This is a genomic window from Pollutibacter soli, from assembly GCA_029269725.1.
Taxonomy (GTDB): Bacteria; Bacteroidota; Bacteroidia; order Chitinophagales; family Chitinophagaceae; genus Pollutibacter; species Pollutibacter soli.
Map to the genome: position 1 here is coordinate 271,110 of JARJHS010000008.1, position 18,492 is coordinate 289,601.

Genomic DNA, 18,492 nt, shown 5'->3' on the forward strand with positions numbered 1-18,492 from the left:
GCGTGTCTGCGATTTACGGAATGCATATCGAAAACTGAAAACTGAAATGCGCTTTTCCTGATTGATTGAAATCAGTCGTAGTTTTCAATCGCATTTAATTTCCCTGGTTTGACCGGATAGCCTTTATTAAAAATCTAAAACCGATTTCCTCACCTTAGGTCGGCTGTTTCCTATTGCCTATTACCTATTACCTATTACCTACTGCCTACTGCCTCTACTGTCTACCCTCTACTGCCAGACAAAAGGCTTCACATACCTCATCAATTCCTCCGTATCCATCATCAGTGTTACATGCGCTTTATTCGGAATTACCACCAATTGCGATTTTGGCTGCGGAACCATATCCGCACTGATGTTTCCTCCCAGCAAAGAATACATTTCTGTAGTGTGATGAAGATCCACGCCATCATTATCGGCTTTAATAATCAGAACAGGGCACTTGATTTTCCTGAGATTTGATTTGCCCAGATCGAAGTGGGTGGTATCGAAAGCAGCGAGTTTTTTAACAAATGGTTTCCAGTTGGCGGGATATGGAGCAAGGCTGTCGTAATACGTTTTCAACGGTGTCTTTTCAAAACATTCAGGCACAATCATTTTCAGTATCTGTCTCACATCAGGAGTCCATCCATCGTGCTTGAAAGTAGATGAGATAAACACCAGCTTTGTAACTTTTGACGGATGACGAATTGCCGTATTCAGTACTATCGTTGCTCCAAAACTGTATCCGAGGAGGATCGCACTGTCCAGCCGGAGATGATCAAGCAATCCCGCAATATCATCAGCAAGTACGTCATATGAAAAAGGGCGACCCGTGTCCGCAGTGCGACCGTGCCCCTGCAATTCAACGGCAATTACTCTATTTGTTTTGGAGAGAATCGGAATAACTTCCGAGAAATTCAATGGGATTGTCATGTAGCTTCCATGCACGAGAACAATCGGTTTACCGGTACCGTAAGTTTCATAGTACATTTTGATTCCATTCACTGGCGCGTAGCCTTTGCTTTCCGGTGGAGGCAGTTTTGTTGGTGCTTTGAATTCCTGCGCAGTAACGGTGGAGATGGAAACAGAAATAACAACTGTAACGATGATCCTGTTTATATACTTTGTCAGCATGGTAATCAATTTTAAACAAAGTTATTTTGACTGACTTTCGGTGTTGAGGTGTGATTGCGACTAATTGAATGGTTCTTGCGACAAGGAGTTTAGTGTTGAATGTTGAAAGTTAGAAATTGGAGGTGATAAGTATTAAGTTAACCTTAGCTGTTGGATAGGCATTCCAATAGTCAGCAGGTGTGGAAAAGAGTTTAAGGTTAAATGTTGAAAGCTCGCCGTAGTATGTTCCTAAGGCGGCAGTTTGGCTTCGGGCTGGAATAAACCATTACTTGATTCGTCATTGTTTTTGCAAAGTTAATTTGCCATTTACCAACGCGCCCGATTTCGGACTTCGGGAAATATAATAGCCGGAACCATTATTGTCAGTAGTAGAAAACTGAATAATCATGATGCCGACTCCATCGGAACTGTCGTCTTTTTCAGGATTGAATTGATAGTTGATCCTGAGTATATCGCTGCTGCGTATACCTGTGCCTGAAAACTGACGTGTGAAAGTTCCCTTGCCGGTTCCTGTTTTTCTAACAACTGAAACCGATCCTTCTAAGAGAACTCCACCTTCGTCTCCGGAAGCAAGCATCAATTTTATATCGTAATTGTATCCATCACTTGCCGAGTCTTTAAATCCCCGGTTGATGATATCAGCGCCCTTACCGTACCAGGTTCCGGAAAGAAATTTACCACTGAGTCGTACTGTAGATTTAACAGGTGCATCCTTTAAAAGGACAGCAGAATTCTGCGCATTGCTGGGTGAAGATTGGGCATCTACCTGAAATGAAATTGTACCACAAACAAATATCGTCAGTAAAAGATTTTTTGTGCGGGTTGCAGCACGCAGGGGTTTTTGTTGCAGAGTTTGATTGATCATGATGGTGTTTTTATTGTCTTAATGAAGTTCTCAAAACTTATGAGGGATCCGGGCTTCGGACAAATTTCACGATAGTGCGGATTTTCGCAGAAGGGTAGTGTACTAAAAGCGGTAACAATTTTCCGGAGAAAACTTATTTAATCAGATATCTGACTAATGTTTCAATTCTTTTTCTATATCCTTAATCAGTTCCCTGGCGTCTGCAATCGTGTTCGAATAATCATTCAGTGCGATATCAGCATTATACACAAGCAGATGTATGAGTGCGCCGACTTTTTGAGACGAAAGTATTTTCTTCTTGGTTTCGGTATCGCTTTTATCCAATTCAGTATCCAGTATTTTCATCTGGAGTGAATTGTTAAACACTTCACCAGCGAGTAAATCTGGGATTGTTTGCTGATAAAATACAAGAATCTTTTCTTTCAGGCTATCTGTTTCAATTGTCTCAAGTTTGCCACTGGATTTAAATCCTTCAAATCTCCCGACATTCAGATGCGTTTCCAGTATCTGGTAGCGCGTTTTGCTGTACAATGCGGAATCAGTCTGTGTGTTCAATTGTTTTTTTATGATCAGGTCATACAGAAATTCGAAATCTGAATCAACTCTGGCAAGAATGGCTTTGTTTTCTTCCAGCAGGTCGATGTCTTTTGTAAGATCTTCTCTCAGGCCGGTAAGAAATTTTTTTACCTGCTTCTGTTCATGACGATGCTCGGACCAGCTGTGCAGCCAGATAGAAAGTGTAACTGCAAAAACAATGATGAGAATTTCAATAGTGACTTCCTTCAGTTTTTCTCCGAAACTGTGTTCTTTGTTCTTGAGCTCTTTAAAAATTTTGCGGGTATGTTTATTGACCTCCTCCTGCATTCCCCGTAAATTAAGCTCTTCCGGGAAATTTAATGCAGGAATGTTGAGAAAGATCCGGGTAAGTCTTACGTCCGGGAAACGTTATTTCGAATCAGCGTCTACAATTTCCAGTTCAACCGACTCCGTTTTCTTGAAACGATCAATTTTTAATTGAATGGTTTTTGATGATTTCGGACTGAAACTTTCATTGAGGGTATATTCTTTTGTAGCGATGGTTTGCTGGTTTTTGTCGAGATAAGTTACTTTCAATACTGCATCTTTATAGGTTGTGGAAACCGCTTTGTTTTTTACAATACAATCCAGTTTGAGTTTGCTTCCCCAGAGATTGCCTTTGTATGTCCCGGCAGCAGAAAGATATTCCGATGGTTTCAGTTTTTCGTTCTCATCTGACGTTTTTGATTTTTTAGCTTCTGTTTTTACTTCAGCTGTTTTATCTTTTTCTGCAAAAGAAGTGGTTTTTGCTATTTCCTTTCCCTGGTTCTTCTGATTTGGTTTGCTGTTCGCAGGGCCCTCTTTGGTGATCATTGCAAGGCCTCCCATCACGATTATAATCAGCATTACCCCGATAGAAAGAACTCTCTTTATTCTTGCACCACGACGTTTACGCTGTACGGTTAGCAGTCGGTTGGCAGAATTGAGTGAACCCGGGTCGTCAGATAAAAATCCTGTGGCAATTGTTTTAATTTCTTCAGGAGAAAGATTTTCAGCCTCGTCCAGGATCAGGTCTTTTGGGTCTATGATAATTCTTCCGTTGGACAGCTTTACAACATACCTGAACTGCTCATTCAGGACAAATCCGCTATAGGAGCCGATTTCCTTGTTGAAAAGGCGCAGCTTCTGAAGGAAGACTATTATTTCTTTTTCACCATATTTAGCTTGCATCTGTCCCGTTTTTATAAGGTCTTGATTATACTGAAAATCAAATGAGTATAATTTTCCTCTTGAATACAGTACCCCCTAAAACGGAGAAATCCCCGGGAATGTTGCAGTCGCGGACTTCAAAATATTAACCTGCTGGGGAATAAAAAAGGCCGCTGGATCCAGCGGCCTTTGACTGAGATAAGCATCCGTTATTGAATTACAAGACGGTTGTGATAGGTCTTGCCATTGGCCTGGATTTCAAGGAAGTAAATTCCTTTTGCAATTGCCGTTGGCAGTTTTATCCTGATCAGCACATGACTTGTTCTTTGAACTTCCGGATTAGATGAAATCACCTTTCCATTGATATCCATCAACCTGACAGAGATTTTTTCCTTGTCCTGTCTGCCGAGTTCTGCGAATACGACGCCAGTCAGATTCGGATTCGGATAGATCATCAACCCGTACAATCTCGGTGCAATGTTGACGGTGCGCACATTACTGTAGGCGACTGCACCCGAGCTGTTGCTGAACCTCAGGCGATAATAATTCACACCTGTTGAAGGCGACAGATCGGTATAGTTTCCGGCCTTTCCGTTCTTCAGATTCGCTGCCAGTTCAGTGATGGCCTGGTAATGAACACCATCCACGGAACGTTCAATTTCAACTGTCTCTGCGTTTGCCTTTTCACCAAAATTGTATGTCCAGTTCAATCTTGCAGTGGTATCCAGCGCAGTCGCATCAAGCTGACTTGTGATTGCTACGCGATGGTCATCGTCATCATCGTTATTATTATTGCCTTTATCCCTTACTTCAAGCACCTCGATACCGGATACCAGAGCGTTTTCCTTAATACCCTCAAAGCTGATATCAAGATATCCATCGCTGACTGTTATGTTCCTGAAGGACTCTTTTGTGGCAGCGAAGCTCCTCTTTGCTTCTTTTATGATATCATATTTGTTCAGTTTGCCCTGGCCGTTTTCGATGCTGACATTGAATTCCCGACCACCTTTATAGTTGAGGCTTACTTCAACAAAGTGAAGTACGACATCATATTTACCTTTCGCAACAGGAATACGATAAGAGAAGTTTTTACCAAAGCGCATATCCTGGTACATAGCATCTTTATCCGTGCTGCTGATCGGCAACCAGACCTTATAGCTCTGTCCGCCTACATAGCTTGCATCTCCTATCCATTCTTCACTACCAAACTGCAATTTGCTGCCGCCCGAATTGATCCTGTATTCTTTTGGCTGACCCTGGTTCGTCTGGCCTATCTCTACTTTGAATTCATCTTCCGCAAAGAATCCAAGAAGGTCTGTTGCACGCAGACGTATAACCGAAGTTCCTGTCTGGTTTTTCCTGAACTTCATTTCAAGCTCACCGATGCCATTACGATCACCCTTGTTCTTGTCTTTTTCATCTTTAAGTTTAGTCTCAACAAGTTTGGAATTGCTGTTGGCGAGTATGCTGTATTCCAATCCTTCTTCTCCCTGGTCGTCAGAGAAATAATCGCTGAGCTTTATCTTCTTATCCGATGAATTGGTCTGATACCATTGGTCAGGTATCGGTTTAACCGTCGGGTACAGGTTTACGATGCTTACCGGGATAATTTCAATTCCACCCACCACTGCATCATCGGTTCCCTTGTCAAATTCTAGATTGAGTCGTCCATCTTCAACTTTGATATTTGTGAAAGTTTCGACGATGGCTTTATCTACACCGCCGGCTTTGCCCGCTATATCATAGTTCTTCAGCACTCCCTGGTTCTTTTCGATGTTGACATTGAAATATCGTTTCCACAAAAGGCGCTGACTGAATTCTGCAAAGTGAAGCCTGACAGTGTAAGTACCATTCGGTACCGGTATCGAATAATCGAAATCGCCTTCCCTGAAGGTTTGATACAATGCATCATTCGTTGTATTCGTTACATTGTCCCTTTCTGTTTTCGATTTACCATCGTCGTAGAAATAGTCTTTCAGCCATGTACGACCTTCCAGAACAATCTGCGGACCTCCGCTATTGATCAGGATACTGTTGAATCCTACATTCACTGCAAACTCATCAACAGCGCTCAACCCATCATTGTCTGTAGCCTGTACCCTGATTATCGTTGTGCCCACAGCATTCGCAACCGGAGTCAACAGCAGTGTTGTGCCTGTCAGGTTTGTCGTGATTACTCCCGCGTTGCTGTTGGAAGTAACCAGGTATTTCAGGTTAGCCGCACCTTTATCATCATTGAACACCTGCGAGATATTCAATGTGATCTTATCCGCGTTAACAAATGTGAACTGGTCAGCAATCGGTTTTACAACTGTTGGTGCGACGGCCGGTGCCAATACTTTCACTCTGAAATATTCTTCTACTGACATTCCATCAGCATCGGTTGCTCTTATGGTGATTATACCTTCGCCAATCTTAACCGGATTGAATCCAAGTCTTAAAGTAGAACCGCCAATGATTACTGGTTTGAGCAGACTAGGATTAGTATTCGAAATGACCACATGTTTCAGTTGTGAAACCGGCTTGTCATCAGCGTACACTTTTGTAAGGTCGATATACCTGTCCGGTGCATTCATGTAAACTGTTACGTCCGGAATTGGTGCAATCACTTTCGGAGCAATGGGTCCGTTTACAGTTACATAGAAATATTCGTCTACATACAATCCATCTGCGTCTGTCGCCCTGATCCTGATTGTGGCTTTGCCCCACTTGCCTTTTACAAAACGAAGCGTGATCTTGTCTTTCAGGATGGTTGCGGTAACGAGACCAGGATTGGTGTTTTGGGTAATGGTATGTTTCAGTTCCGAAATCGGTTTGTCATCACTGTATGTTTTTGCCAGATCGACGATAACATCCGGAGCGTTCATATTTACCACGACGTCTTTCACCGGAGATACCAGTACGGGTGCTTTCGCTGGCGAAACTATGTACCTGAAATATTCGTCGACGTATAATCCATCAGCATCGGTAGCGCGCAGGCGCACAATACCACTGCCGCTCTTATTTCTCGCAAAAACAAGTTTCAGCGAAGTACCAGCAACGGTTACAGAAGGCAGCAGCTCTTTGTTGGTTACCTCTGTAATAGTATGTTTCAGCTGGGTTGTTGGCTTATCATCGCCATAAACTCTCAGCAGATCAATTGTAACCGGAGCAGGATTGATTGTAAGGCTCAGGTCCACAATGGGTGCAACAATATAGGGTGCCTTTGGCTGGGTTGTGCCCAATACTGTCACTTTGAATTCATCTTCAACATATAATCCTGCTGCATTTGTTGCTCTCAGTTTCAAAATTGCAATGCCGCTCTTGTTAGCTGCAATCACCAGGTTCAAAGTCGTACCTGTAAAGCTGGTGGTCAGCAACGCAGCATTTGAATTTGAACTGATGCTGAATTTCAGATTTGCAGTTCCTCTTGCATCAGAGAATACATCCGAGATATCAATTTTCTGTGTACCAGGATTGATATAGTATGTCAGATCCTGTAACGGTTTTGCAACTGTTGGCGGACCTGGCGGTACAACAGGATCGCTTACGGTGATTTTGAATGCATCATTTTCAAACAAACCACCTTCATCAGTTGCTGTGATGGTAATGATTGCCTCGCCGGTTTTATCCCTTGCGAATTTCAATGTCAGCACATTGCCCGAGATCAATGCTGAAGTTACCAATCCGGTATTGGTATTGCCGGCTACTGAAATTTTCAGTTTGTCAACCGACTGATCGTCCGTAAATACTCCGGTAAGGTCGATCTGCTTGTCTGCGGAATTGGAATTCACTTTAAGATCAGGTAACGCTTTCGCTACTACTGGTTTAGTATTTGGCGGTGGTGGGTTGACTACAGTAATTTTAAACTCATCTTCCACAGTCAGTCCGTCAACATCGGTTGCTTTGATTTTGATATCAGCGCTTCCAATCATGCCAGCAGTTATACCAAGCGTTAAGGTAGTGCCCGAGATGGTAGCTGTCTTGATGAGGGCAGGGTTTGTATTGCCACTGACCGTCAACGCTAGTCCTGCTGTTCCTCCATTACCGGAGAACACATTTGCCAGTGCCACTGTTTTGGTCGCAGTATTGATATTGACTTCAATATCAGGTAATGCATTAACTACGATAGGTGGAGTTACAGGTATTATTTCTATTCCGGAAACTTTTGCGTTGTCGCTTACGGAAAGGAAACTGATATCCATAAATCCGTCAGTAACGCTGATATTTTTAAACTCTTCAGCCAGCGCAGTATTCATTCCTCCGGCTTTAGTGAAGATGTCATAATTGGTCAGTGTTCCTTTTCCATTTTCAATATCAACATTAAACAAACGGTGCCCTGGTTCGGTCCAGTACAATTCCACAAAATGAAGGACCACTTTGTAATTACCATTGGGTACAGGCACTTTGTATTTGAAATCACCCCAGCGTTCGTCCTGGTACATGATATCGTTAACTGTCCCTTCGATCGGAACCCATTCTGCGTAGGTTTCTCCGCCTTCAAAATACTGATCAGCAATCCAGCCGCCCATGCTGAGCGCAGGTCCGCCGTTGTTGATACGGATCGATGAAGCAGGCGGTGGAGCTACCACATTTACTTCGAACTCTTCTTCCACCCAATAGCCATCGCCATCTGTTGCACGCACCTTGATTTTTGCAGTACCGGTTTTATTCGCGGCAAATGCAAGCGTCAGATTCTTTCCTGAGAATGTTGCTGATGTAATCAAAGTTGGATTAGTGTTACCAACAACACTCAGTGTTATATTGGCGGCACCCTTATCATCATCGAATGTATTTGTAAGATTGAGTACTTTATTCGGCGGACTTACATTCAGTTCGATATCTTCTAAAGGTATTACTACCAGCGGCGCCGGAGCGACAACATTCAGATAATCATATCGTGCTGAAAAACTCGCCGCTGTTCCCGATGTTGCCATCAGTCCCAATGCAACTGCATTTGCTGATTGCAGTTTTGTAAGCAATGGTCCGCTTACAACAATGTCAGCTTCTACCGTCTTCCATGTTGGATCGACATCAGTATTGTACTTAACTGTGACTCTGCCTGTCGTTGGATTTACAAACAGGGAAAGCTGTATCGTTCCTGCATCTATAATTCCTGCCACAGGAACGAAACTGTTCTTTGTAAGTGTTCCTCCATTTTCTATTCGGATACGTATACCCGGAGTTGCGCCGCCACTCGCTCCGGACAATGCAGCCATCAGGTAATTGTCCTGTTCGCCTGTGCCGATATAAATGCCCTGCACATGATTCTGATTCAGTTGTGAGGCATTCAATCCATTGAAGAATGGAGCTAACATCTGAGCCTGAACTTCAAATGATGGAGCACCATTTCCGGTTTTATACCCAAACTGAAAACCATTCTTCTGTGTATTGGTAGTAGCAGTACCCTGGTCAGCAGGGAAACTTGCCAGACCAACCGCACCGCCCATAACTAAACCTGGATTTGAAATATCAAATAGATGATCAGGATCAGTATTGCCATCACTCATCAGACCAGTAAAGCCCAAACCAAATAAACCTGTACCAGGATTGTTGTTCAGGAACGGATACTGTAAAGTGGTTGCCGTTGCCTGTCCGTTTTTTGCATCGCGATAAAATGCGTCTGCAACATCGGGTATACCATCATTATCATCATCATTATCGTTTTTGTCAGATATCTTATCGTTATCAAAATCCGCGGGTTTACTTACGGGGTTGCAAGGATCTGTTCCGTTATCAGCTTCGTCTTTATTGCTGTAACCATCGCCATCATCATCAAGCGTTGTACTGGTGTTATTACCAGAACAAACAATTGCACCAGCATCAGGAGTGAAGATGTAAATTTTGCTTGCCGTGTAATCACATGCCCACACGGTTCCGTCGAAAACTTCGCCATTACCTTGTGTCGTTATATCGAGAGCTATTTCACCAAAGCCACTTGCAAAAACTTCTTTGCTCACTACCTGTGTACCATCTGCACTTAACTTAAGGCGCCATATTTTTCCAAAGAAATCTGCAGTGAGAATATCTCCCGTAAGTTGCCCGTTGAAATAATTTGTGGATGTATACTCAGCCATTCCGTTGGTGGATGTCTCAAAAGTGGTGAGTGCATTATCATTCACGCCGGGCATCAGGAAATTACCTTCTGCTGGATTGGCCTGCGCTACCGGAACCGGTGGCCAGTCTACAGGTAATTGAGCAGGAGTTGTCAGAAATGATCCCGATGTCCCATCATGAACAAACAACCCGGCTCCTGCCGGATTTGCCCGGATGGGGTTTGGATGACCACCATAAATTGGCGTCATACCTGGTTTCGAAACCAGGTGGAGATTGTCCAGGTTATTTATTGCAGGAAGATTTCCCGAAGGTGCTGTTGATCCGGGTTCCAGCGGATCATAATCGTTGTTCACACCGGGGGTTCCGACATTTTTCGGATAACCTCCCCAACCATCATTGGCACCATTATCGATCGTATATAAAAAGCCGGCTCTGCTGCCGGTTTTCATGATGAGCAGATCGTATGAATTGCGATAACCCGGAGAATAAATACTCACCGGTCCGCCGACAACAATTTTCGCCTGGTTCATTCCATCATTTCCCCCAAATGGATCGTTCTGATCGATGGTCTGTGGAGATCCCGGAAGTGATGCATTGTAATCCGGGTTGGTAATATCCGGACGGGTTGGGTCATTCAGTGTTGGCAGGTCATATACATATTTGTTATTTCCTGTACCACGAACCGGCAGACTGTTGATAACATTCAGATTGATTTTTAATATCGCAGCGGAATAAGCATATTCAGTAAGAAATGCAAAATTGTTTGAAGGCGCTCCTGCATTGGTGATACCCCCGACAGCGAGATAAAGGCTGTTGGTAGCCTTATCGAGCTGCAGTCCGTTTACAGAGTGGTTTTCTTCAGAGCGGGGCAGACCTCGTACGATATCTACTTTCTCCCAGGCAGAACCATTCCATGTAAGTCTGGAAATGATACCTGAATTTGTATCCAGATTCAGATCGCCGGCGGTGCCGCCACCACCAACACGCGGATCACTGGAACTTACATAGATAACCGGGTTGGCTGCAGTGCCTGTAACCAGGAGTCCTGTAACCTGTCTTGTTTCGAATATAAAAGTGTAAAGTGATCCGTCATCATTATGATTTGGAATCTGTGCAACAAGATAGATCACCTGCGTATTGGTGATCGCATAAGAATTGGTTCCTGTTTTGCTGACGGTACAAACAAATAAACGGCCACCTTCAGTGCCGACATAGAGCTTCCCATCAGGACCAAACTGCAGTGTTGTCGGGTTCTTCAACTGGTCATGCAGTCCTGTGAGATTGCTCACGCTAAAATTCAGCTGAGCTGAAGCGGTATGCATGATCAGCATACCCATGAATGTTAAAAAAACAGTTTTCAAGCCATTAAATAATGACATGGATAATCGGGTAGACATGATGCATTCTTTTGTGGGTTATGGTATGGAAATAAAATGCCGTTACAAGCGTATTGAATCTACGCTGCAGACTTTCGAAGGAATGGAATCTTGAAATGGTAAGTCAGTAGGAACTAAGGAATAGAGGTTTCAGGCAATTGGAGGAGGTTGTTTTCAGATATATTGGGTTGGACGAATGTATGGAAATTCAATCGAATGATAATTTTTTTTTATGCTGATTTATCTGGACTGAGGGAATCAATATTGGGGATAAAATGGTTAAGTAAAAGTCCCCGGGATATTAGTAAAATTACCAGGAAAAGAAGTTCACAGCGCATTGTTCATAGTTTGAACAACAAGGCCGCGGGCAGCAGATCGATGTAGACAGGTTGAAAAACGGAAAACAGAATCAGGGAAGAATAAATACAGGATACAGAATACGGAATACAGAATATTGGAAAAACTGAAAACTGGAACTGTCTCAAAATACCATGACCGCTATTCGATCAGCCTGATTTCACCTGTTCTGACAACCGACAACGCAAACAGAAAACAGAAAATGGAATACAGAATACAGGAAGAATAGGTCACAGATAGCTTATACTTATTACTAACTACTAAATTTCCTGCCTCCATTCTCCAGCCCTCCGCCTGCTATCTACCGTCTGTACTCATACACATACACCAATCTCCCCACCAGCTTCTTGAGCTTATTGAAACATTGTTCTTCTTTTTTCAGCCCATCGGGATTATAGAGATATTTCCAGATCAGGTAATCCGATCCGCCGTTCTGAACGGTTGTCATCTCAGCGAGTTGCTTTTGTTCATTGTAATTGAAGAAATAATCCGGCAGCAGTTTTCCTACGCGATCGTTGAAGCGTACTATGTCAGACAGCTGTTGCTGATCATTGTAATAGTAATATGTCTTTTCGCCCGCCACATTTCTATGATAGGATTGTTCTTCTATGATCTTTCCCTCTTCGTCTTTTTTGAACAGGTAAACTGTAGTATCCGATTTGTCTTTTATACGAAACATTTTCTCCGGAGCACCAGAGGCGTCATAGCTCCAGTCGTGCGTTTCAGTTACCCGTGTCCGTTCGCCGATCACATTCGAATTGCTCGTAATCTGTACAAGACGATTCAGTGAATCATACCGGTAATCATATTGCGTGAATGAAGCATCACTGCTGTCAGTGGTGCGGTAAAGCAGACCCGCAGAGTTATAGTAGTTTGTCATGGCAGACTTACCTGACAAAGGTGCCGAAGTCTGCGTCTTGACCTGGGAATAGGAACTATTCACCGTTTGCATGAAAATAAAATCGGCTGTGGGCTCGCCGGTCGCTTCATAGCTTTCCCCCCTGATCGAGCTCACCTTATTCTTTTTCAACAGCTGGTAATGGGAATTATTAGCCTGGTTGCTTAAAAGATCGGAATAGTAGAATTGTGCCTCGCACACTCTGCCGAATATGACCGTCAGAATCAAAGATAAAATAACACGTGGTTTCAGCTTCATAACTGGCAAAGTTCAGACTTAAAAGGAAATATTTCAGTTAACGTTTTGCTTTAGTTCATTGATATACAATCGAGCAGGATTCTTCCTTATTTTTAACAAAATAATTGATCTGTCACACGGCAAGGAAAGAAAAGAAAAAAACTGTCTGAACTGCGGACATACGGTCTTGGGTCGGTATTGTCAGCACTGCGGGCAGGAGAATATCGAACCTGATATATCTGTAAAAGGATTGATTCAGCATTTCATCAACGACATTACTCATTTCGACGGGAAATACTTTGAGACGGTAAAATATCTGTTTAAGAAGCCAGGATTTCTCAGCCGTGAATACCTGAGTGGAAGGCGGGCACACTACCTTGATCCGGCCCGTATGTACATTTTCACATCCGCGTTTTTCTTTCTCTTGTTTTATAGTTTTTTCTTTAATATCTCGGAAAGAGAGATGTCTAAAAACTATGAGCTGATCAGTAAGCTCCAGCTGGTGGATTCTTCAGATAATGAGTACACCCTGACGCCAAATTACCTGCTAAAAAATAAAAAAGAGGTAGTTCTGAGGTTTGATGATAAAGAAAAAAAGAACCGGTTCATTGACAGTCTTAACGGAATTCTGAAAGCAAACCCGGAGCTGGCGAAAAGAAAATCACCCAGTTTTTCCGATTCGACATACAGAACAAGAGAAGAATATGATTCAATGCAGCTTGCACTACCCAAAGCCCAAAGAGATCCCTGGTACAAACGTATTGGAAACTATCGCCAGATCATGATCAATGATGAGTACAATGGCGATGTGGGCAGATATTTTATTTCGCTGCTGGATAGGTTTATCCATAGTTTTCCTACACTGCTGTTTATTTCTTTGCCATTGCTTGCATTGTTGCTGCGTTTGCTTTATCTGAAACGAAAAAAGACCAATGTTGCACACCACGGCATCTTTCTGATCCATGTTTATATATTCAGTTTCCTCGTAATGATTATATATTTTTTGCTGGGGAAGGTGCAGGATGTTTCTGGCTGGGGTTGGATCTTTTGGCTGAAGCTTCTTGTTGTTCTTGGAATATTAAACTATTTCTATCGCGCCATGCTTGGATTTTATATGCAGAGTAAAGGCAAAACCTTTGTTAAGTATATTCTTTTTTTGCTGGGTTCGTCTGTGATATTACTGCTCATATTTGCCATTTACTTCACCTTTGTGCTTTTGAAAGGATAGATTATGAAAGAGAAACTGGCCGAAGCATTTCTTGGATTAACGGATATCATGAATGACCTCAGGGAAAAATGTCCCTGGGACAGAAAGCAAACCATCATGAGTCTACGTCAGCTCACCATCGAAGAGACTTATGAGCTCGCCGATGCGATTAGTGAAGAAGACTGGAAAGGAATTAAAGAAGAATTGGGTGATCTGCTTTTACATATCGTCTTTTATGCAAAAATTGGTACTGAACAAAAACAGTTCACTCTGGAAGAAGTGATTTCGGGCATCAATCAAAAATTGATTTCAAGACATCCGCACATCTATGGAGACGTGAAAGTGAATAATGAAGAGGACGTAAAACAGAACTGGGAAAAACTGAAACTCAAGGAAGGTAAGACGTCAGTGCTCAGCGGTGTTCCTTCATCGTTACCTTCCGTAGTGAAGGCAATGCGATTGCAGGAAAAAGCAAAGCAGGTCGGTTTTGAGTGGGATACTGCAGAACAGGTTTGGGAGAAAGTGAAAGAAGAAATGGTGGAGCTGCAGGAAGAAGTAAAATTAAAAGATGCTTCTGAAGAAGCTTTAAAAAAACAACAGGAAAAGATAGAAGGCGAATTTGGCGATGTTTTGTTCTCGCTGATAAATTACGCCCGCTTTTTGCATATCGACGCTGAACATGCACTCGAAAAGACCAACAAAAAATTCATATCCCGGTTCACTGCAATGGAGAAAAATGCTGCCACTCACGGAAAGAATCTTCAGGATATGACACTGGAAGAAATGGACGCGATCTGGGTGAGCATAAAAAAGCAAAGTAAAGGCCATTGAAAAACTTTTTAAAAGATACCATTTACAGAAATGCTTATTACCTCATAGGGGCTGCCTGGCTCTTTACATTGTCATTCATTTTCAGCAATTACTGGTCGTACACATCATCTCCGCAGGGAGTAAAAAAGTCGCTTGAACAATACCTTCACAAACACGAAAAGGATTTTAATGAGTTCCTGGCAGACTCAACCCTGATACGCAGATTGGTGAAGAGCGAAGAAACAGAACCGGAAGTACTGGCTGTTACTGGAAAACCATATGGAATATTTATTTATTCTCTTGAGGATTATGGACCCATAAATCTGAAATACTGGTCGACACAGTTGACGATCCCTACTGACGACATGATCACGAGGGCCGAAGGAGAATTCCTGGAGACAATGCCTAACGGCAAATTTGAATTCATTAAAAGAAAGATCAAGGGTCCGGAAAATACCAATCTTTTGATTTGTGCAATGATTCCTATTCGCTGGAATTTTTTTATTGAGAATGATTACCTGAAGAATGGATTTGTAGACCATCCGAATATCGAGAAGAATTACCGTATTGCAGATAATTACAACGGTATTCCTGTCGTGAACAGTTTTGGAAAGACGCTTTTTACACTGGAAAAAAAGCTTACAGAGAAGGGTGCCAGTAGTGACTGGATCACCATTCTCCTTCGATTGGTGGGAATGTTGCTTTTCTTTTTCTATGTACACATGGTGGCGCAGGGACTTTCGCGACATTTTGGTGCAGGATATGGCATCGTGTTTCTTGTGCTGATAGTTTTCATCGTCAGGCTGATCAGTTATATACTTCCGTTCCCGATCAACTTCCAGGAGTTTGAATTGTTTGATCCCAGAATTTATGGATCGAATATTATTCTTAAAACTTTGGGTGATCTGTTGATAAACGCGTTACTGTTTGTATGGCTTGTGCTCTTCGCACGCGCACAGATCAACAAATATGATTTTACACTCAGCGTTGATCAGAGCAGTATTCGTTTGATCGTTGGTGCTCTTCTTTCATTTTTACTGGTGGGTCTTACCTTGCTTTGCGGAAATATCATCCGTAGTCTTGTTGCCGACTCGCAGATTTCATATGACGTCACGAACTTCTCAAGTCTCACGCTGTACAGTGTCATCGGATTTATTGTGTTGTGTTGTATTTCACTTGGATTTTTTATTTCAAGTCTGATCCTGCTCAAGTTTCTTGATGAAGTTATTGGCTCACGTTTTTACCACAAAGCACTTTATATCGCAGTAATAGGTCTTTTAATAATGACCGCGCGTATGAATGTGGCAGCTGTCGGATTTGAACTTGGCGTATTGTTGTGGCTGATATTTTATGTCTTTCTTTTTAATAGTACAGATATCCGCATAGCGAAGCATATCGCCGGTAGCAGCCTTGTTTTCTGGCTGGTACTCTTTTCTGCGTCGATATCGATTATTATTATCACACAAAACAGGATCAGAGAAGAAAAGCAAAGGCTGGCTGCTGCCGCAAAGCTGGGTATTCAAAAAGATCCATCAAGTGAGGTGCTGCTCAGCATTGCTGTAAACTCGCTCAGCAACGACTTTCTCCTTAATAATCTTCCGAGATTCAGGAACGACTATACCAGTCAGCGACTGAAGGACAGCATCATCAACGCAAATTTTCAGGGGTACAGTAATAAGTTTGATACACAACTATATTTATTCGATGCTGCGGGACATCCGTTTTCTGCAACGGACCGATTGACTTTTGACACGTTGAACACAATTTATTCGATGCAGGGAAAACGTACCTCCATCCCTGATCTGAAATATTATGAAACAGATTTCACCAATATCAGCTATATCTATCAGAAGTCAGTGGTAGATACATCCAGGCAGGTGATTGCAAGATTATTTATGTTTTCTGATCCAAGAAAAATTTATAAGAATGATGCTTCCCTGTATCCTGAACTGATTAAACAAACGGAGGAATTTGCTTTTGAACGTTTCCCCAATTATGCATTTGCTGTTTATGATAGTCTGGAGCTGATATTTAACCAGAATGATTATCCTTTCCCCAGCAGATTGGATGCGTCGCAGGTGCCGGCAGAGGAGTATGGCTTTGTGAATAAAGACAATTACCAGGAATTGTGGTACAATATCGGAGGGGACAGGATAGTGGTGATCACCAGGAAAACAAATCTTGTTCTGGAGGCGATCACATTGTTCTCTTATATCTTTTGCGTTTTTCTGTTCCTTGTCGGTTTGTTTCAACTGGCCAATCTCATAGTTCGTTCAGGTTTTCAGATCGGCGTCCAAAGTGATATCTGGAAGATGAGTATACGCAACCAGATTTATAGCACTATTATATTCATCAGTATATTTTCATTTTTTGTGATCGGTGGAGCTACCATTATTTTCTTTATTCAGCGATACAACAGAAACAACAAGGAAAGACTCACCCGCACTATCCAGGTAATGTCCAGCGACCTGAATAACAAGATGAGTGCATTTATCAGCCAGAAAAGTTTAAGAAATCTGTCGGATACCGCTACACTTTCCAAGCTGCAGGAGGAGATAACCAATATTTCGGAAATTCACAATGCTGATATCAATCTGTACAATACAAATGGAGAACTGGTAGTATCGAGTAACTCATTGGTATATAACAGAGGCATTCTCAGCCGCCAGATGGATCCCGTGGCTTATTTTGAGATGAAGCGCATGCGCATGATTCAGTTTGTACAGGATGAACGATATGGGCGACTGAATTACCTGAGTATCTACGTACCGGTGCGGGATTCTGAAAACCAGATCAAAGGATACCTGAACATTCCGAATTTTACTTCTTCGCGCGATCTTAATCAGGAAATTTCCAACTTCCTTATTGCGATCATCAACCTGAATGCTTTTATATTCCTGATCGCTGGTGTGATTGCTGTATTTATCACCAACAGGATCACGCAGTCTTTCAGCTGGATTGGTGAAAAGATGCGTGAAATCAATCTTGGTAAGCACAACGAGGTGATCACCTGGGGGCGGAATGATGAGATCGGGTATCTCGTGAAAGAGTATAATATCATGGTGAAGAAACTTGAAGACAGTGCGGTAGGACTGGCAAAAACGGAAAGAGAAGGTGCCTGGCGTGAAATGGCCAGGCAGGTTGCTCATGAAATCAAGAATCCGCTTACACCAATGAAATTGTCGATTCAGTACCTGCAAAAAGCGATTGACAATAATGCACCGAACGTAAAAGAGCTGTCTGCAAATGTTGCAAAAACACTGATCGAACAAATTGAGCACTTGTCAAAAATTGCCGCGGAGTTTTCTCAGTTCGCGAACATCGGTAATACTAAAAACGAAGAATTCGATCTGCATGAAACATTATACTCGCTGGTTTCTCTCCTGGGCATGAATGAAAATGTACAGATCAGCTGGAATCCCCTGGGAGAAGTGCTGATGATTGAAGCTGATAAAACACAGATCAATCGACTGTTCACCAACCTGCTTCAGAATGCAATCGAAGCAATTCCGGACAATACCAATGGATTGATCATTATTGAAGAGGAGGTCAAAGGTGATCAGATTCTGATAAGTATTAAAGACAATGGTGCAGGCATACCTGAAGAAACACAAGGCAAAATCTTTACGCCCAATTTCACCACAAAAACATCGGGTACTGGTTTAGGGCTGGCAATGTGCAAGGGAATTGTAGAAAAAGCAAAAGGTGAAATCTGGTTCGAAACGAAAGTAGGGGAGGGCACTATTTTTTATGTGTTGCTACCTTTGTTTAAAAAGACTGTCACCAACTGATGTCGCAGGATCTTTCCGCAGATTTTCGCGGCTCAGATACACGCAGAAACGCAGAAAAAATCAGCTCCCCTGATGAT

The 18,492-nt window shown here is 42.5% G+C and carries 9 protein-coding genes; 3 read left to right on the forward strand and 6 right to left on the reverse strand.

Features of this window, described 5'->3' with window-relative positions; genetic code table 11:
- Positions 1–228 precede the first annotated feature (228 nt).
- From P2W82_RS19245 to P2W82_RS19270, 6 genes are all read right to left on the reverse strand, one after another.
- Entirely contained in the window at positions 229–1,113 is an 885-nt protein-coding gene (locus P2W82_RS19245; protein WP_336517560.1) for an alpha/beta fold hydrolase, read from the reverse strand.
- 277 nt (positions 1,114–1,390) lie between these two features.
- The gene (locus P2W82_RS19250; RefSeq protein WP_336517561.1) at positions 1,391–1,978 is read right to left on the reverse strand and encodes a hypothetical protein; all 588 of its coding nucleotides are present in this window, start codon (positions 1,976–1,978) and stop codon (positions 1,391–1,393) included.
- A gap of 153 nt (positions 1,979–2,131) precedes the next feature.
- Positions 2,132–2,842 carry a hypothetical protein gene (locus P2W82_RS19255; RefSeq protein WP_336517562.1) on the reverse strand — a complete coding sequence of 237 codons (711 nt, stop codon included), beginning with the start codon at positions 2,840–2,842 and terminating at the stop codon, positions 2,132–2,134.
- A gap of 81 nt (positions 2,843–2,923) precedes the next feature.
- The gene (locus tag P2W82_RS19260; protein WP_336517563.1) at positions 2,924–3,724 is read right to left on the reverse strand and encodes a hypothetical protein; all 801 of its coding nucleotides are present in this window, start codon (positions 3,722–3,724) and stop codon (positions 2,924–2,926) included.
- A gap of 188 nt (positions 3,725–3,912) precedes the next feature.
- The gene (locus tag P2W82_RS19265; protein WP_336517564.1) at positions 3,913–11,136 is read right to left on the reverse strand and encodes a malectin domain-containing carbohydrate-binding protein; all 7,224 of its coding nucleotides are present in this window, start codon (positions 11,134–11,136) and stop codon (positions 3,913–3,915) included.
- Between the two features lie 637 nt (positions 11,137–11,773).
- Complete coding sequence (locus P2W82_RS19270; protein WP_336517565.1) at positions 11,774–12,628, reverse strand: hypothetical protein; 855 nt, start codon at positions 12,626–12,628, stop codon at positions 11,774–11,776.
- A gap of 166 nt (positions 12,629–12,794) precedes the next feature.
- Between P2W82_RS19270 and P2W82_RS19275 the strand changes: the two genes are divergently transcribed.
- The 3 genes from P2W82_RS19275 to P2W82_RS19285 are packed head-to-tail and all read left to right on the forward strand — an operon-like array spanning position 12,795 to position 18,415.
- Complete coding sequence (locus P2W82_RS19275) at positions 12,795–13,835, forward strand: DUF3667 domain-containing protein (protein ID WP_336517566.1); 1,041 nt, start codon at positions 12,795–12,797, stop codon at positions 13,833–13,835.
- A gap of 3 nt (positions 13,836–13,838) precedes the next feature.
- Entirely contained in the window at positions 13,839–14,645 is an 807-nt protein-coding gene (gene mazG / locus P2W82_RS19280; protein ID WP_336517567.1) for a nucleoside triphosphate pyrophosphohydrolase, read from the forward strand.
- Positions 14,642–18,415, forward strand: coding sequence for a sensor histidine kinase (locus tag P2W82_RS19285; protein ID WP_336517568.1), 3,774 nt, complete (start codon positions 14,642–14,644; stop codon positions 18,413–18,415). The genes mazG and P2W82_RS19285 overlap by 4 nt, the downstream gene beginning before the upstream one ends.
- Positions 18,416–18,492: the final 77 nt, after the last annotated feature.